Raw genomic sequence first — 23539 nt, 5'->3', positions numbered from 1 at the left:
CGTGCCGTCTCCTTTCAGACGCGCTCGTAGAGCGTCACCACGCAGGCGCCGCCCAGGCCCAGGTTGTGCTGCAGCGCCAGGCGTGCGCCCTGCACCTGCCGCGCTTCGGCTGTCCCGCGCAGCTGCTGGACCAGCTCCGTGCACTGCGCAAGCCCGGTGGCACCCAGCGGATGGCCTTTCGACAGCAGGCCACCCGAGGGATTGGTCACCACGGCACCGCCGTAGGTGTTGTCGCCGTCGAGCACGAACTTCTCCGCACCGCCTTCGGGGCACAGGCCCAGCGACTCGTAGCTGATGAGCTCGTTGTGCGCGAAGCAGTCATGCAACTCGACCACGTCGATGTCCTCCGGGCCCACGCCCGCTGCCTCGTAGACGCGATTCGCCGCTTCCCTGGCCATGCTGAATCCGACCACTTCGCGCATGTCGCGCGCTTCGAAGGCGGCCGGCGTATCCGTGGTCATCGCCTGCGCCTTCACGCGCACGCTGCGGTCCAGGTCGTGCGCCCTGGCGAAGGCTTCGGAGCAGACGATCGCGGCCGCCGCGCCGCAGGTGGGCGGGCAGGCCATCAGCCGCGTCATCACGCCGGGCCACATCACGGGCGCGGCCATGACCTCTTCCTCGCTCACCACGGAGCGGAAGAGGGCCACCGGATTGTTGGCCGCATGGCGGCTGGCCTTGGCGCGGATCTTCGCGAAGGTGGAAAGGCTGGTTCCATACTGGTCCATGTGCGCCTTGCCGGCTCCGCCGAAGTAGCGCAGCGCGAGCGGGATCTCGGCGTGGCCCACCAGTTGCTCGGTCGCACCGTCGAATCGATCGAAGGGGCTGGGCCGGTCGGCGAAGACGGCGCCGAGCGCGCCCGGGTTCATGTGCTCGAAGCCCAGGGCCAGTGCGCACTCCACCGCGCCGCTCTGCACCGCCTGGCGCGCGAGGAAGAGCGCCGTCGATCCGGTGGAGCAGTTGTTGTTGACGTTGACGATCGGAATGCCGCTCATGCCCACCTCGTACAGCGCCCGCTGCCCGGCGGTGGAGTCGCCGTAGACATAGCCGACGTAGGCCTGCTGCACCTGGTCGTAGCCGATGCCAGCATCGGCCAATGCGGCGCGCGTGGCCACGGCGGCCATCTCGTGGTAAGGGGCATGCTTGCCCGGCTTGGCGAAGGGGATCATGCCCACGCCGACGACGTACACATTGCTCATGTTGTGTCCTTGTGTTGTGTTGAAAAGATTCAGCCCACCTGCCGCGCCAGGCCTTCCCAGAAGGGCTTGCGCAGTTCGGTCTTGAGCACCTTGCCGGCGCCGGAGAGCGGAAGGGCGTCACGGAACTCCACGCTGCGCGGGCACTTGTAGCCGGCGATGAGGGTCTTGCAGTGCGCGACCAGCTCGTCGGGCGTGACCTTGGCGCCCGGCCTGGGCACCAGCACGGCGTGCACCGCTTCGCCCCACTCGGCACTGGGGATGCCGATCACCGCGCAGGCGACGACCGCCGGGTGCTGGGCGAGCGCGTTCTCGACTTCGGCCGAGAAGATGTTCTCGCCGCCGCTGATGATCATGTCCTTGAGGCGGTCGACGATGTAGATGAAGCCGTCTTCATCCATGTAGCCGCCATCCCCGGTGTGCATCCATCCGTTGCGGACCGCGGCGGCCGTCTGCTCGGGCTTGTTCCAGTAGCCCTGCATCACGTTCGGGCCGCGCACCGCCACTTCGCCCACCGTGCCGCGCGGCACTTCGCGATCGTCGGGATCCACGATGCGCACTTCGCAGCAGAAGCCCGCGCGTCCGGCCGAACGGAGCTTGCCCGCGGCCCGTCCTTCCGCCGTGTGGTACCAGGCCGGGTTGATCGTGGCCAGCGGCGACAGCTCGGTCATGCCGTAGGCCTGCACGAAGTCGACGCCGGGCAGCGCCGCCATCGCGCGTTCGAGAACGGCTTCGGAGATCGGCGATGCACCGTAGGCGATCGCCTTGAGCGAGCTCAGGTCGCGCGGCTGCTTCATCGCGGGGTGGTCGACCAGCATCTGGATCATGGTGGGCACCAGCAGCAGGTGGGTGACGCGATCGCTCGCCACCGTGTCCAGCACCGCTTCCGGCGCATAGGCCGGAATCACCGAGTGCGTGTTGCCTTCGATCCAGTGCGGCATCGACAGCCCCATGTCGGCGAGATGGAACATCGGCGCCGCGTGCAGATACGTCCCGCCGGCGCTCGCCAGCCCTTCCGAGTGCAGCGCGAGACCCGAACTGCACATGTTGGTGTGGCTCAGCATGACGCCCTTGGGAAAGCCGGTGGTGCCTCCGGTGTAGAAGATGCCGGCCAGATCCTCGCCGCGGCGCGCCGCATCGGGCACCGGCTGTGCGTCCGCGAGCAGCGACTCGTAGCCGCGCATGCCGGCGGGCACATCGCCCTCGCCGCAGTACACCACCTCGCGCAGCGACGCGGCGTCCTTGCGGATCGATTCGACCAATGCACGGAAAGTGTCGTCGACCAGCAGGATGACCGAGCCCGAATCGTTGAGCGCGTAGAGGATCTCCGCTGCCGACCAGCGGATGTTGCAGGGGTTGAGCACGCCGCCGCCCCAAGGCACGGCCATCTGGTACTCGAGATAGCGGTCGGAGTTCAGCGCCAGCATGGCGACCCGGTCGCCCTCGTTCATGCCGAGTTCGCGCAGCGCGCCGGCCAGCCGCGCGACGCGATCGGCGTACTCGCGAAAGGTCCGGCTGCGGTTGCCGAAGCGCACCGCGACGCGCTCGGGTTTCTGCTGAACGGCGCGATGCAGCGCTTGGGTAAGGTACATGACTGTCTCCGTTGTGCCAGCGGCCGTGCGCATGACTGTGGTCGATGGGCCCGATGCTAGGAACGCGGATCGCGACCCACAATGGCAGAACGCATCGTTCGCATGGCAAATCACATCAATCCAAAGTGCGCCACCGACTGACGAAGAAGACACCGATCACCATTCCGGTGTCCATGGTGCACGGCATGCTCGCGGGCATCGAGGCGCGCGGTGAATCGAGTGATACGTACCTGGCCGATGCGGCCATTCCCGCGGAGCTGTTGTCGCATCCTGGCGCGCGCGTCACGGCCGAGCAGTACGTCGCGCTGTTCCGGCTCCTGATCGAGCGGCGCGCCGACGAGAGCCTGGGCTTTCTCGCCCGCCCGCTCAAGCCGGGCAGCTTCGCGCTGATGGCGCACTCGGCACTGGGTGCGCGCGACCTGGACGAGGCCATCCGCCGCGTCGCGAAGACCTCCTGGCTGATGCGCGACGACGTGGCGCTCGAATTGCAGCGCGACGGTCAGCTCGCCGCGCTGGCGCTGACGTTCAACGACACCGGGGTTGCGCGGCAGCACTTTCTTCACGAACTGCTGCTGCGCGTGTTCTGGCGGCTCGTCGCGTGGCTCGCGGGTGGCCGTCTGCCGGCCATGCGGTTCGACTTCGCATTCGCCTGCCCGCCGCATGTGGGCAGCTACAGCCAGGTCTTTCCGGCGCAGCTGCAGTTCGGCCGAGCGCACACCGCGATCTGGTTCGACGAGTCATGGCTGCAGGTGCCGGTGCGCCGGGACGAAGCCGCGCTGCGCATCTTTCTGGCCGATGCGCAGGCCAACATCATCACGCCGCGCCGCAACGAGGACGAGATCGGCGCGCGCGTGCGCAACCACCTGCGGCGCACCCAGCCGAGCTGGCCCGACCTGACCGGGACGGCATCCGCAATGCACATGTCCACCTCGACCCTGCAGCGGCGGCTGGCCCTCGAGGGGACATCCTTCCAGGCCCTGAAGGACGAACTGCGGCGCGATGTGGCCATCGTGCGCCTGAACACCAGCGCGACGCCGCTGGCGGACCTCGCGCTGGAGCTGGGCTTCACCGACAGCGCGGGCTTCCAGCGCGCGTTCAAGAGCTGGACCGGAACCTCGCCCGGTGCCTACCGCCAGGGCAAGGCCTAGCGCATCGCAGCCGACGCCAGCGGATTCGGCGAGGGCTCGCCCACCTTCGTGAGCGTGTTCCGGTCGGTGTGGTGGAAGGGCTCGGCCTGGCCGCGGATCTGCAGCACCGTGTCCTGGCTGTAGGTCCACGTGCCGTCGGCGTTGAATTGCACCTCGACGTGCCAGTCGGTGGTGGTGAAGGCGTGCTCGAGGAACGGGTTGGACACGATGCCGCTGGTCAGGCTGCCGCGCACGGCATGGAGCTCGAAGCGATCCGCGTCCGCGGTCGCGTGACCGGTCGCCATGGCGATCTGGCCGCGCGGAATCGCGAGCGTGTGCAGCACCTGGCCGGTCGCTGGCTCCCAGAGCCAGTAGCCGACCTGGTCGTGATACATCTTGGTGAGCCCCGGCTTGTGGATGAAGGTGTGATAGCGCAGCCCGTAGAAGACCTGCGGACCGTTGGTCTGCGGATCGATCGGCTGCAGCTCGTAGTGTTCGACGTAGACCTGCGTCTTCGGGCCTTGCGCCTTGGGCTTGACGTCGACGCCTTTCTCTCCGCGCCACAGCCCCGCCATGCGGCGCAGGGGCCCCAGGTTGGCGAGCGTGTTGCCATCGAGGTCGGAGGGTTCGGTGTAGATGTCTTGAGGGAAGTCGGACATAACTCAGCGTGGGTGTTGCGTCCGGGCGATCCTACCGTGAGGGGCAGGGCGAGAACTCGCCGGTGGCGGGATCGCGCAGGAACAGCAGCCCCGTCGCCACGCCGAAGTACGCGCCGTGCAGCTCCAGCCTGCCTTGCTCGACCCGCGTGCGTATCGACGGGAATGTCATGAGGTTGGCGAGGCTGTGCCCGACCACGGCCCATTCGAGCCGCTGGACATCGATGGCGCGATCGCCCGTGCGCGGAAGGTTGTCGGCCACGGGGACGATCTGCGACACCCACTTGCCGACGAAGTCGATCTTGGTCAGCGGCTCGACGTCGTCGAACACCGCGCGCACGCCGCCGCACGAAGCGTGGCCCAGCACCACGATGTGCTTGACGTCGAGCGCATTGACGGCGAACTCGATGGCCGCGCTGGTGCCGTGATAGGAGGAGGACTCCGCTTCGCGTTCATACGGCGGCACCAGGTTGGCCACGTTGCGGATGACGAACATCTCGCCCGGTCCGGCGTCGAAGATCACCTCCGGCGAGACGCGGGAATCGCAGCAGCCGATCAGCAGGATCTCGGGGCTTTGGCCGAGTTCGCCCAGTTGTTCGTAGCGGATGCGTTCGTTGTGGAAACGGCCGCTGAGGAACGCCTGGTAGCCGTCGGAGAGTCGTTTGGGAAACATGGGAGATACCTCGGGAATGAATGGGCCGTTACCGATGATGGCCGAGTGTGGCCGAGTGTGGCCGGGGTGTCGATCACGGGCGGTTCGCGCGTGCCAGTTTCCGCTGCGGGTGACAAAGTTCGCGAGGCACCCCAGACTTTTCAAAAAGTGCACCGATACTCCGTCGTCCCAACTCTCCAGCAGAACGCCCAATGATCCACCGTCGCAAGAGCAGCGCCCTTTTCATTCTTTCGGCGGCGACGCTCGCCGCCGCGATCACCGCGCAGGATGCGCGAGCCCAGGCACGACTGGAGCAGGCGAGCGATGAGAGCTGGCGCTTCTCGGCGGGGCTCGGTGTCTTCGATCGTCCGCGGTATCCGGGCAGCGGCGACAGCCAGGTCGTCGCAGTACCGCTCGTCACCGCCAACTACGGACGCTATTTCATCGGGGGCACGCCCGGCGCGGGCTTTCCGTTCGGAATCGGCTTGAACCTCATTCAGGACGACACCTGGCGCTTCGGCGTGGCCTTGGGGGGAGAACTGACCAAGCCGCGGAAGGCCTCCGATGCGCCGCTCCTGCATGGCTGGGGCGACATTCCCGAGACGGCGCTCGGAAGCGTGTTCGCCACCTACTCGCACGACTGGCTGACGGTCCGGGGCTTTCTCGTCTCCGACCTGGGCGGCAACGGCCAAGGCACGCGGATCGCCTTCGACGCCGAGGGCAAGTACCTGGTCAACGAAAGGCTCCTGCTGACCGCCGGGCCCGGCATCACCTGGGCCAACGGAAGCTATACCCAGACCTTCTACGGAATCACGGCCTCCCAAAGCCTGATTGCCGGCGTGCCTCCTTACCGGGCCGGAGCGGGCCTCAATACGGTGCGCTTTTCCGTCGGCGCGCAGTACCAGCTGACCGAGCAATGGGGCATCGGGGCGAGCATCATCACCGCCTGGCTGCAAGGCGACGCCAAGCGCAGTCCGATCACGGAAGACAAGACGCAGAACACCTACGGGGTCTACGCCTCGTACAGGTTCTGACGACGAGCGGGCGGTTGCGTAGCGGGCGCACGGGCACCGTGGCCTCACATCTTCAAGGCCCGCACGTACCCTGTCAGCTCCAGATACCCCCGCCCGACGGTCCGCCCCTCTCCATCGCGCAGATCGCTCAAGCCTTCCCAATACACCGCGCCGGTCGACCCGCTGCTGTCGAGCTCCTGGTCGTCCAGCAGCGGATGCACGCTGAACGTGCCCACCGGCGTCTGGATGCGTAGCCGCACCGGATAGTCCGCCCGCGTGCGCGGGCTCACCCATCGTCCCTCGGGCGTGAACTGCATTTCCTGAGGACCGAACACGCGCATGCGGCCATCCGGAGTGCGCATCGAGCCACCGGCCCACAGCGTCGAGCCGTCGCGATGGCGGATGCGGAAGGCCATCAGTGCGCCGCCGTCGAAGAGGTTCATCCCGATCCAGTCCCAGCCCGACGCCTCGGGATGCAGGTAGGCATCGCTCCATTCGTGATCGAGCCACGCTGTGCCTTGCACGTCGAAGCTGCGGCCCTGCAGGGTGAGCCGCCCCTCGGCGGCGAGCTGCGGTTCGCTGTAGTAGTAGCTCGCCTGTTCGACATCGGGCCCCTTGCGCGAAAGGCCTGCGCTGCCCTGGAGCATCACCGCCTGCGTGGGCGTGAAGCGCAGGTCGAGCGCGAAGCCTTCGGCCGGCAGTTGCGCGACGTAGCGCTTGCTCTCGCGCTTGAGCATCCAGTTTCGCAGGCGCACGTCCGTGTCTTCTTCGGAAGCCGACGCCACCCCGAACCCGGCGCGCGCGATGCGCTGGTCGTGCCAGAGCTTGCGGCCTTCGAGATCGGTGATGGCCGCATGCGCAAAGATCAACTGGCGCGCGGCGAATGCCGATCGCATGTCCTGCGTTTCGGCAATGCGTGACCGGAAGAACGTGAGCTGGAACCCGAACTCACGCGCACCGGAGCGCGCATGGCCGGTGATGTACCACCACTCGGTGTTGAGGTCGGGATGGCTGCCGAAGTCGCGCGGGAAGCGCATCTCGCGCGGCGGCAGCGCCCAGGCGGCAACGGGTGCGACCAGCGGGCCGAGCGCGCAGAGCATCAGCGAACGCCGTGACAGGCGCGGGACCGCGGGTGCATGCATGCGAACGAGGGTCATCTTCGGCTCACCAGTCTTCCTTGACAGCCATCACCACGTCATGGCCCGCAGCCGCACGACCGGCAAGCCACGCGGTGAGCGTGCCGGCCGCGAGCACCGCAGCACACAGCGCGAAGAGTCGCAGCCACGGCACCAGCAGGTCCATCGTCCAGTGGAAGCTCTGCGGATTCACCACATGCACCAGCACCACCGACACCGCGAGCCCGAGCGCCAGGCCGGCGATCGCGCCGATGGCGGTCCACGCCGCGCCTTCGCCCGCGACGATCGCGAGCACCTGCCTTCGCGTGAAGCCCAGGTGCGCCAGGAGCCCGAACTCCTTGCGCCGCGCGAGCACCTGCGCGCTGAAGCTGGCCGCGATGCCGAACAGCCCGATGCCGATCGCCACCGCCTGCAGCCAGTAGGTGACCGCGAAGCTGCGGTCGAAGATGCGCAGCGAGGTGGCGCGGATCTGGCCGACCGAGGCGATCTCGATCGGCTCGGCCGGGCCGAGCTTCTGCGCCGCGACGTCGCGCACCGTCTGCGTCACTTTCGACGCGTCCGCGCCGGGGGCCAGCCAGAGCGCCACGTCGCTGACGCTGCGGTCGCCGGTGAGCTGCGTGAAGTCGCGCGCATCGATCGTGATCGCGCCGAACTGCCGCACGTAGTCGCGCCACACGCCGGCGACGAAGAAGACGGGGGCTCCCGCGGACGAAGCGGAGGCGAACGCGCGCGCGAGCGGCTCGAACGCCGCGCCGGGCCGCGCGCCGTAAAGCTCGACCATCGCCTCGCTCACGTAGACGCCGATCTGGCCTTCGGGCACCGGCAGCGCCGCGCCGAGCAGCGGCAGCGAGCGGTCGGCGCCGTCGTCAAGGCTGCGCGCGATCAGCGTGACCGAGGGCCGCGAGGGGTCGAGCAGCAACGCGCGCGTGCGCAGGGTGCCGGTGCGCGCGACGCCGGGAATCTGCGCGAGCGCCTGCACCGTCGCGGGCGTGAACGAGGCCTGCTCGCTCGCGGAACTGCCGCCGCTCGAACTGCGCACGTAGAGATCGGCCGGCAGCACCACGTCGAGCCAGCGCGTGACCGAATCGCGGAAGCTCGCGACCATCACCGTGAGCGCGACCGCGAGGCTCAGGCTGGCCACCACGCCGCTGACCGCGACCGCCGCCGTGCCGCGCATGCGCCGCGCGCGCTCGATCGCGAGCAGCGGCAGCACGTGCTGCGAGAAAAGGGGCGCGATGCGGTCGTACAGCAGGGCGATGAGCCACGGCAGCGCAGTGATGCCGCCCACCAGCAGGAAGCCGACGGAGAGGTAGGCCGCGATCGGGATGCCGAACACCGCCGGGGCGGTCGCCAGCGCGATGCCGGCGGCGATCAGCAGCAAGGCGATGCGGTGCGTGCCGCGCTGCGCATGCGTCGTGCCGAGGCCCTTCAGCGTCTGCGCCTCCGGCAGCGCCTGCGCCGCGCGCGCGGGCCACCACCCGCCCACCAGCGCCGCCAGCACGCCGAGCGCGCCATAGAGCAGGGCGGCCCCCCAGCTCCAGCGCAGTGTGGGCGCGACGCCTTCGAAATAGCCGCCGCCGAGATCGCCGCCGAGCACCTTGAGCGCAAACGCCGCCAGCGCGGTGCCGAGCGCGATGCCGGCCGCGCTGCCGATCAGGCCCAGCACCAGCGACTCGGCCAGCACCAGTTTCAGCCGCTCGCTTGGCGTGAGCCCCAGCACGCCGAGCAGCGCGAGCTGTTGCGCGCGCTTCGCCACGCTGAGCGCCAGCACCGAAAAGACGAGGAAAGCCCCGGTGAACAGCGCCACGAGCGCGAGCACCGTGAGGTTCACGCGATAGGCGCGCGAGAGATTGCTCACGCGCTCCGCCGCGTCGCCGGGCTCCGCGATCTGGATGCCTTGCGGCCAGCCGGGCGATTCGCGCAAGGCGCGCATGAAGGCGGCGCGATCCGTCCCTGCCGCGAGCCGCAGATCGATGCGCGTGAGCTGGCCGCCTCGGTCGAAAAGATCCTGCGCCGCGCCGATGTCCATCACCGCGAGCGCCGCGCCGCCGGTTGCCACCTGGCCTGCGACCTTCACCGTTTGCCACTGGCCGCCGACGCGCAGCTGCACCGTCGCAGCCGTCTCCCCGAGTGCGCCGCGCGCCGCGGCGTTGAGGAACACATGGCCGAGACGGAGCAGCGCGAGGCGCTCGCTCCCTTCGGCCGGCTTCGGCATCAGCGCGGGCGCGATCGACGGCAGCACCAGCGGGTCGATGCCCACGGCGCGGATCGGGATCTGGCGCCCGTCCGCCAGAGCGACGGTCGGCACTTCGACCACGGGGCTCGCGAGCGACACCATCGGGTGCGTCGCCACCTTTGCGAAGACCGCCTCGTCGAAGCCGCCCTGGACGGCGCGCAGTTCCAGGTCGGGCTGGCCGTTGACCGAGCGCACCGCGCTAGAGAACTCGTCGAGCGCCGAGGCGTTGATGAGCTGGACCGAAAAGGCCAGCGCCACGCCGAGCATCACCGCGACGATCGCCGCCGCATTGCGCCACGGGTGGTGGCGCAGTTCCTGCAAGGAAAAGGTGGATAGCAGCGCCCACATGCGAAGCATTCTGCCGCGATGCCCGGTGGTTGTTCGGATGCGACAAAAGTCACGCAGTTCGTGACTGCACAGCGCCTCTACCGCTTTTGCCGTATTGCGCTGCGTCAGGGTGCAGGCCTATCTTTTGTTCACGGTCAAACTCTTTCAACTCAACAACTTACGGCGGACATTTCATGTTGGCTTGTGTGCTTGTTCTGGTCGCTGCGCTGGCACTGCGGGAGTTCTATCTGGAGCACTGGTTGGGCAGGTCGATGTGTATCAGGCGGCAACGCAAGGGCCTGACCACCGTGGAGGTCCGCCGCCGGGTGGCCATGGAGCGGCTCCCCAGCAGCGTGTCCGACTACCCGGTGCCGCGCGAGGAACGGATCCTCGTCAAGCGCGTGGCCGGCGTGGTGCTCTGGCATCGCGAGGTCAGCGTGGGGTTGCCGCTCAGCGCCTGCGAGCATCTCCAGGACGTGACGGCCCAGGAATTCGATCGCGCGTTCCCGTCCTGGCTCCGCCTCAAGAACGCGAACTGACCGCGACTCACAGCCGGCTGGCCGCCGCCATCAGATAAGCCCGGATGGCCGGGCTCGTGCTCAGGCCGGCCGCTCGCGCATAGGCTTCGCGCGCCTCGGCCACCTTTCCCGTCCGTCCCAGCAGATGCGCGCGTGCCGCCCAGTAGGGCTGGTAGTTCGCGATCTGCGCCGGAGGGGTGGCATCGAGCGCGCGCAAGCCCTCGGCCGGACCGGCGGCGTTCGCCAGGGCGCAGGCACGGCTCACCTGCGCGCCCAGGCCGGGGCGCAGGGCGAGGAGGCCGTCGTACAGCGCCACGAGCGCATCGGCCGGCACCTCGGCGCCCAGGCGCCGCGCGCAGTGGGCCGACTGGATCGCAGCCTCCAGCTGGTAGGCGCCCGGCCGGTTCAGGACGGCGGCGGTGCGCAGCGCCTGCTCGGCCTGCGCGCGAAGGGCAGGGTCCCAGCGCGCGGTGTCCTGTTCGTCGAGCGGCACGTAGTCGCCCGCGTCGCTGCGGCGGGCGGCGGCGCGGCTTTCGCAGAAGAGCATCAGCGCGAGGAGCCCCCACGGCTCGGGCTCGCGAGGCATGAGCTGGCACAGGATGCGGCCCAGTTCGATCGCTTCGGCCGTGAGGCCGCGCTGCTTGGCATCCGCGCCGTCGACGTCGTCCCACCCCGTGCCGTAGGCGGCATAGATGCCGTCCTGCACATCCTGCAGGCGCTGCGGCAAATCCTGCGCGCGCGGAAACTCGAACGGGATGCCCGCCGCCCGGATCCGCGCCTTGGCGCGCACCAGCCGCTGCCCGAGCGTCGCCGGCGCGGTGAGGAAGGCACCGGCCATGCGCGTCGCGTCGAGGCCGAGCACGGTCTGCAGCATCAGCGGCGCGCGAGCCGCCTCGTCGATCGCCGGATGCGCGCACACGAAGAGCAGGCGCAGGCGATCGTCGGGCACCGCCTCCGCGCCCTCCGTGTCCGCTGCGACCTCGTCGGCCAGGAGGAGAAGGGTCTGCGCCGCGTCATCCTGCACCCGGCTGTGCCGCCAGGCATCGAGCGTGCGGTGGCGCGCGACGCTCAGCAGCCAGGCTTCTGGCCGGTCGGGCACGCCCTCGGCTGGCCAGCGTTCGAGCGCACGCGCGAAGGCATCGGCGAGAGCGTCTTCCGAGGCCGCGATGTCCCGTGTGCGCGCCGAAAGAATCGCGACGAGACGGCCGTACGAATGGCGTGCGGCCCTCTCGGCTGCCGTCCGCGCTTCGTGCTGCGCAGGCCGGGTCACATCGTGGACGTGGTGAAGACCGGGCGCACCTCGACGCCGCCGGTGCTCGCGCAGGGCGCGCGCGCGGCCCATTCGAGCGCGGTGTCGAGATCGGCGACGTCGATCACGAAGTAGCCGCCGAGCTGCTCCTTGGTGTCGGCGAACGGTCCGTCCTGGACCTGGCGCTTGTCGCCGCGGATGCGCAGCGTGGTGCCGGTCATCGGCGGATGCAGGCCGTGGCCGTTGAGCGCGACGCCGGACTTGCGGATCGCGCCGACGTAATCCATCCAGCTCGCGCGGTAGGCCTGGCTGGCGATCTCGTCGCGCTCCAGGAATTCCGATTCCGGCTGATAGAACATGAGCATGTATTGCATGGAAACCCTCGCAAAGAAATGTGCCGAGCAGGATCGCTCACTGCAATGACGGCGCGCAAGAGGGCATTTCGACAGCACGTGCCGAAAAAGTGCGAGGCGGGATGGAGAGGGGACGCGTGTCAGCGCTCCCGGGCCGGGGGCGTCGAGTAGTCGTACCGCGGTCCGGGCCCGATCGCGATCGGCGGGCCCGCATCGCCGCTCGGCATGACCGCCGTGACCGGCGCGCGCACTTCCGGCCGGGTCTCGTAGCGCGGGCCGGGTCCGGCGGCGATGGGCGGGCCGGGGTCCTCGGCGGCGCGCGGAGCGGCGGGCCGCGTCCAGCTGTACTGGGGGCCAGGCCCTGCGGCGATCGGTGGTCCGGGGTCCGGCTGCGAACCGGGCCGGCGGACGACCACCGGGGAGTCGAGCGGGTCCGCGAGATCGCGCGTGTCGCGGCGCGCGCGCGGTGCGGAGGCGGTGCGTGGCGGCGCGGATCGGGCCGCGGAGGCTGTCCGTTCCGCTGCGTCCGTTTGCCGCTGTGGGGCCGGAGCCGGCGTGGCGGCCTGGGCAGCCGCAGCCGCCTGCCGCTTTGCCAGGGCAAGGGCCTGCGTCACGGCATCCAAGGCCGGGGGGGCGCCTGCGGCACGGGTCGGGGGCTCGGCCGCTGCCGTCCGGGGCGGTGCCGCAGCGGCTGGCGCGGCGGCGGCCGGCGACGGCGTTGGCGTCGTCGTCGGGGGTGGGGTCGGGCTCGGAACAGGGACCGGTGCCTCGATCGGCTCGCGCACTGCCGCAGCCTGCGATGCCGTGGACTCGGCGCGCTGACTCCACGGCGCGGTCCGTCCGTGCAGGACGTAGACGCACCACGCGACGAAAGCGAAGACCATCGTCAATCCCACGAGGCCGAGATGCAGCCAGAAGGACGTGGGCGCCGGCTCCGGCCGGGACGCGGCCATCGGCCGTTCACGCTCGAAATCCTGCATCGGCGCGATCTGTGCATGAACACCGCCGGCCGGCGCCAGGCCGGGAAGCCGCCCGGCGCAGCCGATGCAGAACTTCGCATTCGCGCGGTTGGGGGTTCCGCAGTTTCCGCAGACGAGAGGATTGGACATCCGGTAAAAATTGCACGCTCCAACTCTGCTGTCTGTCAGACGTGTCCGACAGCGCTGTCCCAACCGAGGCCGATATGCACCCACTTCCCACCTACGACGATGTTCTCGCTGCCGCCGGGCGAATCCGGGGCCATGCTCACCGCACGCCGGTGCTGCGTTCGCGCACCGCCGATGCGCGCTGGGGGGCGCAGTTCTTCTTCAAGTGCGAAAACTTCCAGCGCATGGGTGCATTCAAGTTCCGCGGCGCGTTCAACGCGCTGTCGAAGTTCGATGCCGCGCAGCGCAAGGCCGGCGTGATCGCGTTCTCGTCCGGCAACCACGCCCAGGCGGTGGCGCTCGCCGCGGGCATCCTCGGCATGCCCGCGGTCATCGTGATGCCCAACGATGCGCCGGCGGCCAAGCTCGCCGCCACGCGCGGCTACGGCGCGGAGGTGGTGCAGTACGACCGGTTCACCGAGGACCGCGAGGCGCTCACGCGAAGGCTCGCCCAGGAGCGCGGCATGACGCTGATCCCGCCTTACGACCATCCCGACGTGATTGCGGGCCAGGGCACGGCCGTCAAGGAACTGATCGAGGAGACGGGACCGCTGGACGTGCTGTATGTGTGCCTCGGCGGCGGCGGGCTGACCAGCGGCTCGGCGCTTTCCGCGCGCGCGCTGTCGCCGGATTGCAGGATCTACGGCGTCGAGCCCGAGGCGGGCAACGACGGGCAGCGCTCTTTGCGCGAAGGCCGCATCGTCCACATCGACACGCCGAAGACCATCGCAGACGGCGCGCAGACGCAGCACCTGGGCGAATACACCTTCGGCATCATCAAGCGGGACGTGAACGACATCGTGACGGTGAGCGACGCGCAGCTGGTCGAAGGAATGCGGTTCTTCGCCGAGCGCATGAAGATGGTCGTCGAGCCCACAGGGTGTCTCGCCTTCGCGGGGGCCTGTGCCGCAGGCGATGCGATCAGGGGCGCGCGGGTCGGGGTGCTGATCAGCGGAGGGAATGTCGACCTGGCGCGCTTTGCATCGCTGCTTGCCGGTCAGCCGGCCTAGCGAACGCCGTCCGCGCTGAGATGCAGTACGCGATCAGCGCGCGCCGCTGCGGCTTCCGAGTGCGTGACCAGCACCAGCGCCGCGCCGTGCTCGCGCGTCTGCGCGAGCAGCACCTCCAGCACGCGCGCGGCAGTGGTCGGATCGAGGTTGCCGGTCGGCTCGTCCGCCAGCAGAAGCGAAGGCTGGTGCACCAGCGCACGCGCGATCGCGACCCGCTGCAACTGGCCGCCGCTGAGCTGCTGCGGCAGGCGGTCGCCGAGCCCGGCGAGGCCCACTGCATCGAGCATCCGTTCCACGCGCGCATCGGCCGCCGCGCCGCGTTCTCCGAGCAGCATCAGCGGCAGCGCGACGTTCTGCGATACGTCGAGGTGCGGCAGCACGTGAAAGGCCTGGAACACGAAGCCGACATGCCTGCGCCGCCAGATGGCTCGGGCCTCGGCATCGAGCGTCCCGATGTCGACGCCGTCGTGCACTACGTGGCCTTTGTCCCAATGGTCGAGGCCGGCCATGCAGTTGAGCAGCGTCGATTTGCCGACGCCCGATTCGCCGACGATCGCCACGAATTCGCCGTTCGCGACTTCGAGCGAGACGTGCGCGAACACTGGCGCATCGCCATAGTGCTTGCCCAGATCGGTGATGCGCAGACTCATTCGATCTGTGCCACCTGTCGCACCACCTGCTGGATGGCATCCGGCGCTTCGGCCGCAACGACCCGCCGCTGCGGCATGCTGCGCAGCCAGGTGATCTGCCGCTTGGCAAGCTGGCGCGTGGCCGCGATGCCGCGCTCGCGAAGCTCGGCCGGGGGCCGGTCGCCGTCCAGCGCTTCCCACGCCTGCCGGTAGCCGACGCAGCGCATCGAGGGCAGGTCGGCGTGCAGGTCGCCGCGGGCGCGCAGCGCGCGCACTTCATCGAGAAAGCCCGAGGCCAGCATCGCGTCGAAGCGCATCGCAATGCGTTCGTGCAGCCATGCGCGTTCGGTGGGCTCCAGCGAAATCAGCGCTGCGGAAGGCCATCCGCTCGCGAGCGCGCCGGTGCCGCCGGCGGCATGGAAGCTCGACAGCGGCTGCCCGCTGGTGTGCCACACCTCCAGCGCACGCTGGATGCGCTGGCTGTCGTTGGGTGCGAGACGCGCGGCGGTGACCGGATCGACTTCGGCCAGTCGCGCGTGCATCGCAGGCCAGCCCAGCGCGGCGGCCTCGGCTTCCAGCCGCCTGCGCACTTCGGGGTCGGCGGCCGGCATCGCGTCGATGCCTTCGGCGAGCGCCTTGAAGTACAGCATCGTGCCGCCGACGAGGAGCGGCAGCTTTCCGCGTGCGCTGATATCGCCGATGAGCCGGCGCGCATCCTGCACGAAGGCAGCGGCGCTGTAGGTCTCGCGCGGGTCGATGATGTCGATCAGGTGATGCGGCACCTCGGCGCGCTCCTCGCGCGAGGGCTTGGCGGTGCCGATGTCCATGCCGCGGTAGACCAGCGCCGAATCGACGCTGACGATCTCGACCGGCCGCACGCGCGCCACAGCGAGCGCTGCGGCCGTCTTGCCCGATGCGGTCGGGCCGGCCAGCGCGACGTAGCGCGGCACGGCATGCCCGTCAGTGGCCATGCGCCTCCCCATGCCTGCGCACCAGTGTCCACGCCACGAGCGCGATGCAGGCGCTCCAGAACCACATGCCGAGCGTGAGCGGCATCACGGTGCCGTCCATGCGCGCGCCGAGCCAGCCACCGATGCCGAAGGCGGCCAGCATCATGATGAAGCCGTTGAGTGCCGATGCCGCGCCCGCCGCCTGCGGGAAGGGCCCGACCGCGCCGCTCTGTCCGCAGGGCTGGTGCACGCCGTGCGCGAGCATCATGAGCGTGAGCGGCCCGACGATCGCGGCGACCGACTGCACGCCCGCCAGCGACAGCGCGCCCATCGCGGTGCCACCTGCCAGCGTGAGAACGCCGGCACGCGCGACGCTGCCTCGAACGCCGTGGCGTGCGAGCCATCGTCGGCAGATGAAGGTGCCTGCGATGTAGGCGAGGGAATTCCACAGCATGACGAGCCCGTACTGCGTCTTCGTGAGGCCCAGCACCTGGATGAAGACGAAGGAGGACGAAGCCAGGAAGGTGAAGAGCAGCCCATAGGCAGCGGTCGTCAGCGCACTGAAGGCCAGGAAGGTCGGATTGCGCAGCACCATCGCCCAGGTGCCGGCCAGCGTGGCGAACCGCAGGGCGTCAGGATTGCGCGCAGGCAGGGTTTCGTTGAAGCGGAATGCGATCAGTGCGAGCGTCGCGGCGCCGAACAAGGTCGGAACCAGCAGCGCGAAGCGCCAGCCGAAGAGGTCGGAGACCAGGCCGCCGATCGGTGCGCACAGGCAGGCGATGACACCCAGTCCGGTCAGCGCGCGCGACATCACGCGCGCGCCCTCGGCCGGCGGGTAGAGGTCGCGCACGATCGCGCGTGCCGCCATCACCGCCGAGCCCATTGCCGCGCCTTGCAGCGTGCGCCAGACGATCAGCACTTCGATGGATGGCGCGAGCGCGCTGCCGATGCTCGCGAGCACATAGCCGCCCAGCCCCCACAGCAGCACCGGCCGCCGGCCGAAGCGGTCCGACAGGGGACCGAAGACGAGCTGCGAACTCCCGAAGGCCAGCAGCAGCGCGCTCAGTGTGAGCTGCGCATGTGCCATCTGCGCGCCGAGGCTGGCGGTCAGTACGGGAAGTGCGGGCAGGTAGAGATCGGTCGTGATCGGCTGGATGCCCAACAGCAGCGCGAGCACGAGCACGACCAGCCCCGCCGGCATGCCGGCGACGCGTGCGGGGTTGGTGGAAGAAGGAGAGAGAGCCTGTGCGGCGGGGGGCGGCATGCGCCCAAGGGTAACAAAGCCCGGGTCAGAGCGAAGGCGTGGACGCGTTGTGTGCGATCGTGGGTTGGCTCGCCGCCATGTCCACAGGCGGCTCCAGCGGCGGCTCGTGCATGCGGAAGAGTTGGGTGAGGGCCGAGCGGTACTGCGCCTGCCCGATCGAATTGAGGTTGTGGTGAGAGCCGCCCTCGACCAGCACGAACATCTTCGGCACCGTCGCGGCGTCGTAGAGCTTGCGGCCCAGCGTCGGATTGATGAGGCTGTCGGCCGTGCCATGCACCACCAGCAGCGGCGCACCGATGTCCCTGACCTTGCTGATCGCCTCGAAGCGCTGCGTGATGAAGGGGCCGAAGGGCAACCATCCCCACTTGAAGCTGCTCACCACATCGGCGATGGAGGTGAAGGTGCTCTCGACGATGGTGCCGCTCTCGTCGTGCACGCGCGATGCGAGGTCGATGCCGATCGCGCCGCCGAGCGAGTGGCCGAAGATGTAGCGGGGCTGCTTCGGGTGATGTGAGGCGAGCCATTTCCAGGCTTCGAGCGCGTCCTCGCGCGCCGAATCCTCGGAGGGCAGACCCTTGGAGCTCTTGCCGAAGCCGCGGTAATCGATCGCGAGCACCGAGAAGCCCAGCTCGTTCATCCGCCGCATGCGGGGCGAGGAGCCGGCCACGTTGTAGCGCGCACCGTGCAGGTAGAGCATGACCGGCTGGTCCGGCGACTCCGGCGCGCGGCCGCCGAGCCAGAGTCCGTGCAGCTGAACCGGCTCGCCGGTGAGGGTGGACTTGAACTCGATCCAGACGTCGTCCATGCCGACGCTGCTGGCTTCCGAATTGCCCCAGCTTCGGTCGCTGGGCTGGAAGATCCATTCGCGCTGACGTTCGTCGAGGGTCGAACAACCTGCTGCCAGCAAGGCAACCAGCGCGGTGGCGGATGCATACAGGGACCACTTTTTCATGAACGTCGAAGGATTGGGGTTTAGCCGGAAAAGTTCAACGAAAGACCTCATGCAACGGATGTGCCTGGCAAGTCGATGACCCCGGAAAACCCTAGGTTCGGCGCGGCTGTACGCGCATCCGGGGCCCGAAAACCGCCGGATGTAAGCGAGGTAAGGAAAAGCAGAGTGGTGAGTGTTCGCTCAGCGACCGCGCATGAACAGCGCATCGAGCTCGCGGACCGACAACTGGCGCCAGGTCGGCCGGCCGTGGTTGCACTGGTCGGAGCGTTCCGTGGCTTCCATCTGGCGCAGCAGCGCGTTCATCTCGTCGACGGTCAGCCGGCGGTTGGCGCGCACCGCGCCGTGGCAGGCCATGGTGGAGAGCAGCTCGTTCTGCGCGCGCTGCACCACGGTGCTGGCGTCGTGCTGGGCCAACTCGGCGAGCACGCTGCGCGCGAGTTCGACCGGGTCGCCGTCCGCCAGCGTGCTGGGCACGGCACGCACTGCGAGGGTGCGCGGCGAAAACGGCGAGATTTCCAGCCCGAGCGAAGGCAGCACTGCGGCGCAGGCTTCGGCCGTCGCGACTTCCTGCGGCGTGGCCGCGAAGGTCGCCGGAATCAGCAGCGGCTGGCTCGCGATCGAGGCGCCGTCGAGCTGCGTCTTGAGGCGCTCGTAGACGATGCGCTCGTGCGCCGCATGCATGTCGACGATCACGAGGCCCTGGCTGTTCTCCGCGAGGATGTAGATGCCTTGCAGTTGCGCCAGTGCACGGCCCAGGGGCCAGCTTCCTTCCGGGGCCGCGCCGGGGCTTGCCGGGGCTTGCACGGCCGGCGCGAATGTCGGGGCCGCCGCGGGCTTCGAATGCGCATCCGATGTCGGCAGCGCGACGGGCGTGGCCGTCTGGTTGCGGTAGGCGGGCCACATCGCCGCCGCATCGCCGAGGCCGCGTTCGGAGGCGAACGGAATCGCGGGCTGCGTCCACGAAGCCGCTTCAGGCATGGCGCGCGGCTTGAAGAAGGGTTCTGCGGGCGCGGCCGCCGCATCGACCGCGCGCGGCGCCGCGAGCGCGTCCTCGATCGCGTGGCGCACCGCCTGATGCACTTCGCGGCCGTCTCGGAAGCGCACTTCGATCTTGGTCGGATGCACGTTGACATCGACGCGCGCCGGGTCGATCTCGAGGTACAGCGCATACACCGGCTGGCGCTGGCCATGCAGCACGTCTTCGTAGGCGCTGCGCACCGCGTGGGCAAGCACCTTGTCGCGAACGAAGCGGCCATTGACGTAGAAGAACTGCTGGTCGGCGCGCGACCGTGCGGCATCGGGGATGCCCGCGCGGCCGGTGACGCGCACAGGACCCGCTTCGCGCGCGACCGCGACGCTGTGCGTGACGAAGTCGTCGCCGAGCGTGTCGGCAAGCCGCTCTTCCAGTGTGGCGGCCGCGCGCCACTGCTCGACGAGGCGGCCTTCGTGCCAGATCGAGAAGCCGACGTCAGGTCTCGCAAGCGCATGGCGGCGCACGGCTTCGATGCAGTGCGCGAGCTCGGTCGCATCGGTCTTCAGGAACTTGCGGCGCGCGGGGGTCGCGAAGAACAGCTCGCGCACTTCGACCGTGGTGCCGTTCGCGCGCGCCACGGGGCGCAGTTCGCCCGTGCGGCCATCGAGTGCGAAGGCGCTGTCGGCGCCGGCGAAGCGCGACTGGATGCTCAGTTCGGCAATGGCGTTGATGGCCGCAAGTGCTTCGCCCCGAAAGCCCATGGTGCCGACGGTCTCGAGATCATGAAGACTCGTGATCTTGCTGGTCGCGTGACGTCGCAATGCGAGCGGAAGCTCGTCGCGTGGCAACCCGGTGCCGTCGTCCTCCACGGAGATCAGCCGCACGCCGCCGGCCGAAAGCCGCACGGTGATCTGCCGCGAACCGGCATCGAGCGCGTTGTCGATCAACTCGCGGATCACCGACGCAGGGCGCTCCACCACTTCCCCCGCCGCGATCTGGCTGATCAATTCGTCGGGAAGCTCGCGGATCGGGCGCCGCGCTGCAGGGGCCTTGGAAGCCGTGGAAGAGGGGAGTGCGCTCACGGGGACATTCTAGAAGGGCCCCTCTTTGCAGTCGTGATAATGCGCGCCATGGAAATCATCAGCTTTCTCGTCGATTTCATCCTTCACATCGACAAGCATCTTGAAGCCTTCGTGGCGACCTATGGGGTCTGGGTGTATGGCCTCCTGTTCTTGATCGTATTCGTCGAAACCGGGCTTGTCGTGATGCCCTTCCTGCCCGGCGATTCGCTGCTGTTCATCGTCGGGGCGCTGGCCGGCGCGGGGCTCATGAGCTATGGAATCGCGGTGCCCATCCTGCTCGCGGCCGCGATCCTCGGCGACCAGTGCAACTACAGCATCGGCCGTTATTTCGGGCCCAAGGTCTTCCAGTGGGAAAGCTCCCGCTTCTTCAACCGCAAGGCCTTCGACCAGGCGCATGCGTTCTACGAGCGCTATGGCGGCATCACGATCATCCTCGCGCGCTTCATGCCGTTCATCCGCACCTTCGCGCCCTTCGTGGCAGGCGTGGCCGACATGACACGCGGGAAGTTCACCATGTTCAACGTGGTCGGCGCGTTGATCTGGGTCCTGGGCATCACGACCGCGGGTTACTTCTTCGGTAACCTCCCGCTGGTACGCGAGCACCTGGAGAAGATCATCTGGGGACTGATCCTCATCCCCGGCCTCATCGCCATCTTCGGCGCCTGGCGCGGCTCCCGCAACGCCTCCGCAGCCCGTTGAACCACTAAGCCCCCCCAACAAAAAGCGCGCCCAAAGGCGCGCTTTTTTGTTGTTCCAGAAACGCCGCGGATCCGGCTCCGCCGGTCCACCGGGGTTGCCCCCGGCGAGGGGGTGGAGAGCGACACGCAGTGCGCGAGCCTGGGGGAGTGCTAGTACCGCGGTCCGTTATTGGGGTAGTAGCTGTTGCTCGGGTAGTACTGGCGGTCGTAGTTGCGCTGGTCGGCGCTGCGGCCCACCTGGTTGCCGATCAAGCCGCCGACCGCCGCGCCGCCCACCGTGGCTGCGGTGTTGCCGCCGATGGCGTTGCCGAGCACCGCGCCGCCGACTGCGCCGCCGGCCGTTCCCAACTGCTCGTTCGGTCCTGCGGCACACCCTGCCAGCGTCATGATGGCGGTGGCCGTCGCTGTCGTGATCCAGAGTCTCGTCTTCATGATGTCCACCTTTCAGTGATTGATGGAGTTCATTCTGTGGAGACGGCTGTACACGGGTGTAGGAAATGGCGCCGGTGTCATGAGCGAATGCGCTATCGGCGCGTGCGCGACAAATTGCGTGCAAGACATCAGTGCAGAGGCATCGCATCGCGCAAGCCCGGTGCGAGGTGAATGCCCGCAGTCATGCTGCGCACCGAGGCGCCTGCCTCTTCTGCTGGATCGACGTTCAGGCCACGCGGCGCATCACTGCGCGCGAAGCACCGGGGCGGGTGTAGCGGAACAGGTCCTTCGGGTCGTCGGCCCCGGGCACGAGTTCGACATCGACGCCCATGTCGCGCGACATGGCCTGATCGAACACGTAGCGCAGCGTGGAGTAGTCCTCGAGCGCGAAGCCCACCGAATCGAAGACGGTGACCTGCGAGGCATGCTGACGGCCGGCTTCGATGCCGGCGAGCACGCGCCACAGATCGACCACCGGGAAGTCCTTCGGCAATTGCTGGATGTCGCCCTCGATGCGCGTCTGCGGCTCGTATTCCACGAACACTCGCGCATCGCGAAGAACGTCCACGTGCAGCTCCGTCTTGCCGGGGCAATCACCGCCGACGGCGTTGATATGCATGCCCGGCTCGATCATGTCGGGCGTGAGGATGGTCGCGTAGGTCTTGTCGGCGGTGACGGTGGTCACGATGTCGGCGCCGCGCACCGCTTCGGCGGTCGATGCCGAGCGGACCAGCTTGAGGTCCGGATAGATCGACAGGTTGCGAAGCAGCTTGTCCGTGGCGCGTGGGTCGACGTCGTAGACCGCGATCTCGTGGATGCCCAGATGCGCATGGAAGGCCAGCGCCTGGAACTCGCTCTGTGCGCCGTTGCCGATCAATGCCATCCGTCGCGCCCCGGGCCGGGCGAGTGCGCGCGCCGCCACGAGCGAAGTCGCGCAGGTGCGCAGCGCGGTGGCGACGGTGAGTTCGGACAGCAGCACCGGGTAGCCCGTTTCCACTTCCGCGAGCACGCCGAAAGCCATCACGGTGTAGAGGCCCTTCGCGGTGTTGCTCGGATGGCCGTTGACGTACTTGAAGGCGTAGGTCTTGGCGCTCGACACCGGCATCAGCTCGATCACGCCGATGTCGGAATGGCTCGCCATGCGGGCCGATTTGTCGAAGTCGGCCCAGCGGATGAAGTCCTCGCGGATCACGTCGGAGAGTTGGCCGATGAACGGGATCACGCCGACGCCCTGGATCAGCCTGGACATGGTGGGTACATCGATGAAGCGCGTCATGGGGCTCTCCTCGCTGGGCGTCGGCCGCTGCCGGTATGTGCCCATTGTTCCGGCGGATGGTGCCAGATTGAACCCTCCAACTTGCCAAATCCCGCGATGAAGCTTGCAGATCGCTCACTGCGGAAAGCAAAATGCCAATTCATGGACGACATCGACCGCCAGTTGATCGCACTGCTGAGAGACAACGCGCGCATGTCCGTGGTGGCGCTGGCGCAGAAGCTGCGCGTGGCGCGTGCGACGGTCCAGAACCGCATCGCGAAGCTGGAGGCCGATGGCACCATCGTCGGCTACACCGTGCGCCTGCGGCCCGATGCCGAGGGCTACCGGATCCGCGCGATGATGAGCATCGAGGTCGACGGCCCCAACGGCGACGAGGTGCGCCGGGCGCTGCGGGGCCATCCCAACGTGATCGCCCTGCATTCGACCAACGGCCGGTGGGACCTGCTGGCCGAGCTGCGTGCGGACACGCTCGAAGCCTTCGACCGGGTGCTGACCGCGATCCGTTCGATTCCCGGCATCTCGAACAGCGAGACCAGCATCCTGCTGTCGACCTACAAGCTGTGATCGAAGCGCGGCCGGCGGGCTGCCCCCGATCAGGCGAGCAGGCGGGCCAGGACGTCGTCGCTCAGCAGCCGCTCGGCCATCGGGAAGAGCTCATCGCGCTCGAATTCGGCGAGACGGGCGCACAGCGCGGTCAGCGCTTCGATGCGCGGCAGCAGCGTCTGCGCGTGGGTCGAAGGGAGTGCGTCGCTGCAGAGCAGGGGTGCCAGCGCGTGCCATTGCGCCGCGAGGCTGCGGTGGTCCGAGCGCAGGCCGCTCTCCATGTCGCGAATGCAGACGGCATCGGAGCCGGCCATCGATTCGTACAGCGCGGGGAAGAGTTGCGTCGACAGCCATTCGTCGTGCGCCGCGAGCGCGGGCAAGAAGACCTCGCGCAACCGGTGCAGCATCTGCTGCGATCGCGCATCGAGCGGACCCCGGCGCAGGCGCTCGGAGAGGTGCGCGAGCAGGGGCGCGATCTCGTGGTTCAGCGCGTTGTCGAATGCACTCATGGTCTGGCGTCGATCATCGCACCA

Annotated in this window: 23 protein-coding genes; 6 read left to right on the top strand and 17 right to left on the bottom strand. The window is 68.7% G+C overall.

Going from position 1 to position 23539, the window contains the following annotated elements:
- Window positions 1-14 precede the first annotated feature (14 nt).
- Together WKW77_RS15290 and WKW77_RS15285 are read right to left on the bottom strand one after the other, a co-directional pair.
- Window positions 15-1196: a lipid-transfer protein gene (locus WKW77_RS15290; RefSeq protein ID WP_340357709.1), complete on the bottom strand. Its 1182-nt coding sequence runs from the start codon at window positions 1194-1196 to the stop codon at window positions 15-17.
- A gap of 29 nt (window positions 1197-1225) precedes the next feature.
- Entirely contained in the window at window positions 1226-2785 is a 1560-nt protein-coding gene (locus WKW77_RS15285) for a long-chain-fatty-acid--CoA ligase (protein WP_340357708.1), read from the bottom strand.
- A gap of 125 nt (window positions 2786-2910) precedes the next feature.
- Here WKW77_RS15285 and WKW77_RS15280 point away from each other — a divergent pair, with 125 nt between their 5' ends.
- Window positions 2911-3933: an AraC family transcriptional regulator gene (locus WKW77_RS15280; RefSeq protein WP_340357707.1), complete on the top strand. Its 1023-nt coding sequence runs from the start codon at window positions 2911-2913 to the stop codon at window positions 3931-3933.
- On the opposite strand, the gene WKW77_RS15275 is transcribed toward WKW77_RS15280, so the two are convergent.
- Together WKW77_RS15275 and WKW77_RS15270 are read right to left on the bottom strand one after the other, a co-directional pair.
- Window positions 3930-4571 carry an FABP family protein gene (locus tag WKW77_RS15275; RefSeq protein WP_340357706.1) on the bottom strand — a complete coding sequence of 214 codons (642 nt, stop codon included), beginning with the start codon at window positions 4569-4571 and terminating at the stop codon, window positions 3930-3932. The two genes, WKW77_RS15280 and WKW77_RS15275, sit on opposite strands and share 4 nt — an antisense overlap.
- Before the next feature lie 31 nt (window positions 4572-4602).
- The gene (locus WKW77_RS15270; protein WP_340357705.1) at window positions 4603-5241 is read right to left on the bottom strand and encodes a carbonic anhydrase; all 639 of its coding nucleotides are present in this window, start codon (window positions 5239-5241) and stop codon (window positions 4603-4605) included.
- A gap of 191 nt (window positions 5242-5432) precedes the next feature.
- Between WKW77_RS15270 and WKW77_RS15265 the strand changes: the two genes are divergently transcribed.
- A complete protein-coding gene (locus WKW77_RS15265) occupies window positions 5433-6254 on the top strand; it encodes a MipA/OmpV family protein (protein ID WP_340357704.1) in 822 nt (273 codons plus the stop codon).
- A gap of 44 nt (window positions 6255-6298) precedes the next feature.
- Here WKW77_RS15265 and WKW77_RS15260 read toward each other — a convergent pair whose 3' ends face one another.
- Both WKW77_RS15260 and WKW77_RS15255 read right to left on the bottom strand, forming a co-directional pair.
- A complete protein-coding gene (locus WKW77_RS15260) occupies window positions 6299-7390 on the bottom strand; it encodes a lipocalin-like domain-containing protein (protein ID WP_422823195.1) in 1092 nt (363 codons plus the stop codon).
- A 7-nt stretch (window positions 7391-7397) separates the two neighbouring features.
- Window positions 7398-9953 carry an FtsX-like permease family protein gene (locus WKW77_RS15255; protein ID WP_340357703.1) on the bottom strand — a complete coding sequence of 852 codons (2556 nt, stop codon included), beginning with the start codon at window positions 9951-9953 and terminating at the stop codon, window positions 7398-7400.
- Between the two features lie 173 nt (window positions 9954-10126).
- Here WKW77_RS15255 and WKW77_RS15250 point away from each other — a divergent pair, with 173 nt between their 5' ends.
- Entirely contained in the window at window positions 10127-10471 is a 345-nt protein-coding gene (locus WKW77_RS15250; RefSeq protein ID WP_340357702.1) for a hypothetical protein, read from the top strand.
- Window positions 10472-10478: 7 nt separating this feature from the next.
- Here the strand turns inward: WKW77_RS15250 and WKW77_RS15245 are convergent, their stop codons facing one another.
- From WKW77_RS15245 to WKW77_RS15235, 3 genes are all read right to left on the bottom strand, one after another.
- On the bottom strand, window positions 10479-11720 hold the full coding sequence (locus tag WKW77_RS15245) for an RNA polymerase sigma factor (RefSeq protein WP_340357701.1): 1242 nt from the start codon (window positions 11718-11720) through the stop codon (window positions 10479-10481).
- Complete coding sequence (locus WKW77_RS15240; RefSeq protein WP_340357700.1) at window positions 11717-12073, bottom strand: YciI family protein; 357 nt, start codon at window positions 12071-12073, stop codon at window positions 11717-11719. Before WKW77_RS15240 ends, WKW77_RS15245 begins: the two co-directional genes overlap by 4 nt.
- 119 nt (window positions 12074-12192) lie before the next feature.
- A complete protein-coding gene (locus tag WKW77_RS15235; RefSeq protein WP_340357699.1) occupies window positions 12193-13161 on the bottom strand; it encodes a hypothetical protein in 969 nt (322 codons plus the stop codon).
- Between the two features lie 74 nt (window positions 13162-13235).
- Here WKW77_RS15235 and WKW77_RS15230 point away from each other — a divergent pair, with 74 nt between their 5' ends.
- A complete protein-coding gene (locus WKW77_RS15230; protein WP_340357698.1) occupies window positions 13236-14207 on the top strand; it encodes a threo-3-hydroxy-L-aspartate ammonia-lyase in 972 nt (323 codons plus the stop codon).
- Here the strand turns inward: WKW77_RS15230 and WKW77_RS15225 are convergent.
- The 5 genes from WKW77_RS15225 to mutL form a co-directional block, all read right to left on the bottom strand.
- Window positions 14204-14857 (bottom strand): ABC transporter ATP-binding protein, encoded by a 654-nt coding sequence (locus WKW77_RS15225; protein WP_340357697.1) that lies wholly within the window; start codon window positions 14855-14857, stop codon window positions 14204-14206. The genes WKW77_RS15230 and WKW77_RS15225 overlap by 4 nt on opposite strands.
- Window positions 14854-15807, bottom strand: coding sequence for a tRNA (adenosine(37)-N6)-dimethylallyltransferase MiaA (gene miaA / locus WKW77_RS15220; protein ID WP_340357696.1), 954 nt, complete (start codon window positions 15805-15807; stop codon window positions 14854-14856). Before miaA ends, WKW77_RS15225 begins: the two co-directional genes overlap by 4 nt.
- The gene (locus WKW77_RS15215; protein ID WP_340357695.1) at window positions 15797-17050 is read right to left on the bottom strand and encodes a multidrug effflux MFS transporter; all 1254 of its coding nucleotides are present in this window, start codon (window positions 17048-17050) and stop codon (window positions 15797-15799) included. Before WKW77_RS15215 ends, miaA begins: the two co-directional genes overlap by 11 nt.
- Before the next feature lie 25 nt (window positions 17051-17075).
- Window positions 17076-18002, bottom strand: a complete 927-nt coding sequence (locus tag WKW77_RS15210) for an alpha/beta hydrolase (RefSeq protein ID WP_340357694.1) — start codon at window positions 18000-18002, stop codon at window positions 17076-17078.
- Window positions 18003-18182: 180 nt separating this feature from the next.
- A complete protein-coding gene (gene mutL, locus WKW77_RS15205; RefSeq protein WP_340357693.1) occupies window positions 18183-20057 on the bottom strand; it encodes a DNA mismatch repair endonuclease MutL in 1875 nt (624 codons plus the stop codon).
- A gap of 48 nt (window positions 20058-20105) precedes the next feature.
- On the opposite strand from mutL, the gene WKW77_RS15200 reads away from it, so the two are divergent.
- Window positions 20106-20756: a DedA family protein gene (locus WKW77_RS15200; RefSeq protein WP_340357692.1), complete on the top strand. Its 651-nt coding sequence runs from the start codon at window positions 20106-20108 to the stop codon at window positions 20754-20756.
- A 149-nt stretch (window positions 20757-20905) separates the two neighbouring features.
- On the opposite strand, the gene WKW77_RS15195 is transcribed toward WKW77_RS15200, so the two are convergent.
- Together WKW77_RS15195 and WKW77_RS15190 are read right to left on the bottom strand one after the other, a co-directional pair.
- Window positions 20906-21187, bottom strand: coding sequence for a glycine zipper domain-containing protein (locus WKW77_RS15195; protein WP_340357691.1), 282 nt, complete (start codon window positions 21185-21187; stop codon window positions 20906-20908).
- Between the two features lie 226 nt (window positions 21188-21413).
- The gene (locus WKW77_RS15190; protein ID WP_340357690.1) at window positions 21414-22463 is read right to left on the bottom strand and encodes an ornithine cyclodeaminase; all 1050 of its coding nucleotides are present in this window, start codon (window positions 22461-22463) and stop codon (window positions 21414-21416) included.
- 141 nt (window positions 22464-22604) lie between these two features.
- Here WKW77_RS15190 and WKW77_RS15185 point away from each other — a divergent pair, with 141 nt between their 5' ends.
- Window positions 22605-23027 carry an Lrp/AsnC family transcriptional regulator gene (locus WKW77_RS15185; protein WP_340357689.1) on the top strand — a complete coding sequence of 141 codons (423 nt, stop codon included), beginning with the start codon at window positions 22605-22607 and terminating at the stop codon, window positions 23025-23027.
- Window positions 23028-23056: 29 nt separating this feature from the next.
- Here the strand turns inward: WKW77_RS15185 and WKW77_RS15180 are convergent, their stop codons facing one another.
- Window positions 23057-23515: a hemerythrin domain-containing protein gene (locus WKW77_RS15180; protein WP_340357688.1), complete on the bottom strand. Its 459-nt coding sequence runs from the start codon at window positions 23513-23515 to the stop codon at window positions 23057-23059.
- Window positions 23516-23539 lie beyond the last annotated feature (24 nt).

The organism is Variovorax ureilyticus (assembly GCF_037889935.1).
In the GTDB taxonomy this organism is placed as follows: domain Bacteria; phylum Pseudomonadota; class Gammaproteobacteria; order Burkholderiales; family Burkholderiaceae_C; genus Variovorax; species Variovorax ureilyticus.
This window is presented reverse-complemented; position numbering and strand designations above follow the sequence as displayed.

Excerpts from the sequence above, each read along its gene's own strand:
- WKW77_RS15290 (WP_340357709.1), bottom strand. The coding sequence starts at position 1,196 with ATGAGCAATGTGTACGTCGTCGGCGTGGGCATGATCCCCTTCGCCAAG.
- WKW77_RS15285 (WP_340357708.1), bottom strand. The coding sequence starts at position 2,785 with ATGTACCTTACCCAAGCGCTGCATCGCGCCGTTCAGCAGAAACCCGAG.
- WKW77_RS15275 (WP_340357706.1), bottom strand. The coding sequence starts at position 4,571 with ATGTCCGACTTCCCTCAAGACATCTACACCGAACCCTCCGACCTCGAT.
- WKW77_RS15270 (WP_340357705.1), bottom strand. The coding sequence starts at position 5,241 with ATGTTTCCCAAACGACTCTCCGACGGCTACCAGGCGTTCCTCAGCGGC.
- WKW77_RS15265 (WP_340357704.1), top strand. The coding sequence starts at position 5,433 with ATGATCCACCGTCGCAAGAGCAGCGCCCTTTTCATTCTTTCGGCGGCG.
- WKW77_RS15260 (WP_422823195.1), bottom strand. The coding sequence starts at position 7,390 with ATGACCCTCGTTCGCATGCATGCACCCGCGGTCCCGCGCCTGTCACGG.
- WKW77_RS15255 (WP_340357703.1), bottom strand. The coding sequence starts at position 9,953 with ATGTGGGCGCTGCTATCCACCTTTTCCTTGCAGGAACTGCGCCACCAC.
- WKW77_RS15250 (WP_340357702.1), top strand. The coding sequence starts at position 10,127 with ATGTTGGCTTGTGTGCTTGTTCTGGTCGCTGCGCTGGCACTGCGGGAG.
- WKW77_RS15240 (WP_340357700.1), bottom strand. The coding sequence starts at position 12,073 with ATGCAATACATGCTCATGTTCTATCAGCCGGAATCGGAATTCCTGGAG.
- WKW77_RS15235 (WP_340357699.1), bottom strand. The coding sequence starts at position 13,161 with ATGTCCAATCCTCTCGTCTGCGGAAACTGCGGAACCCCCAACCGCGCG.
- WKW77_RS15230 (WP_340357698.1), top strand. The coding sequence starts at position 13,236 with ATGCACCCACTTCCCACCTACGACGATGTTCTCGCTGCCGCCGGGCGA.
- WKW77_RS15225 (WP_340357697.1), bottom strand. The coding sequence starts at position 14,857 with ATGAGTCTGCGCATCACCGATCTGGGCAAGCACTATGGCGATGCGCCA.
- miaA (WP_340357696.1), bottom strand. The coding sequence starts at position 15,807 with ATGGCCACTGACGGGCATGCCGTGCCGCGCTACGTCGCGCTGGCCGGC.
- WKW77_RS15215 (WP_340357695.1), bottom strand. The coding sequence starts at position 17,050 with ATGCCGCCCCCCGCCGCACAGGCTCTCTCTCCTTCTTCCACCAACCCC.
- WKW77_RS15210 (WP_340357694.1), bottom strand. The coding sequence starts at position 18,002 with ATGAAAAAGTGGTCCCTGTATGCATCCGCCACCGCGCTGGTTGCCTTG.
- WKW77_RS15200 (WP_340357692.1), top strand. The coding sequence starts at position 20,106 with ATGGAAATCATCAGCTTTCTCGTCGATTTCATCCTTCACATCGACAAG.
- WKW77_RS15195 (WP_340357691.1), bottom strand. The coding sequence starts at position 21,187 with ATGAAGACGAGACTCTGGATCACGACAGCGACGGCCACCGCCATCATG.
- WKW77_RS15190 (WP_340357690.1), bottom strand. The coding sequence starts at position 22,463 with ATGACGCGCTTCATCGATGTACCCACCATGTCCAGGCTGATCCAGGGC.
- WKW77_RS15185 (WP_340357689.1), top strand. The coding sequence starts at position 22,605 with ATGGACGACATCGACCGCCAGTTGATCGCACTGCTGAGAGACAACGCG.
- WKW77_RS15180 (WP_340357688.1), bottom strand. The coding sequence starts at position 23,515 with ATGAGTGCATTCGACAACGCGCTGAACCACGAGATCGCGCCCCTGCTC.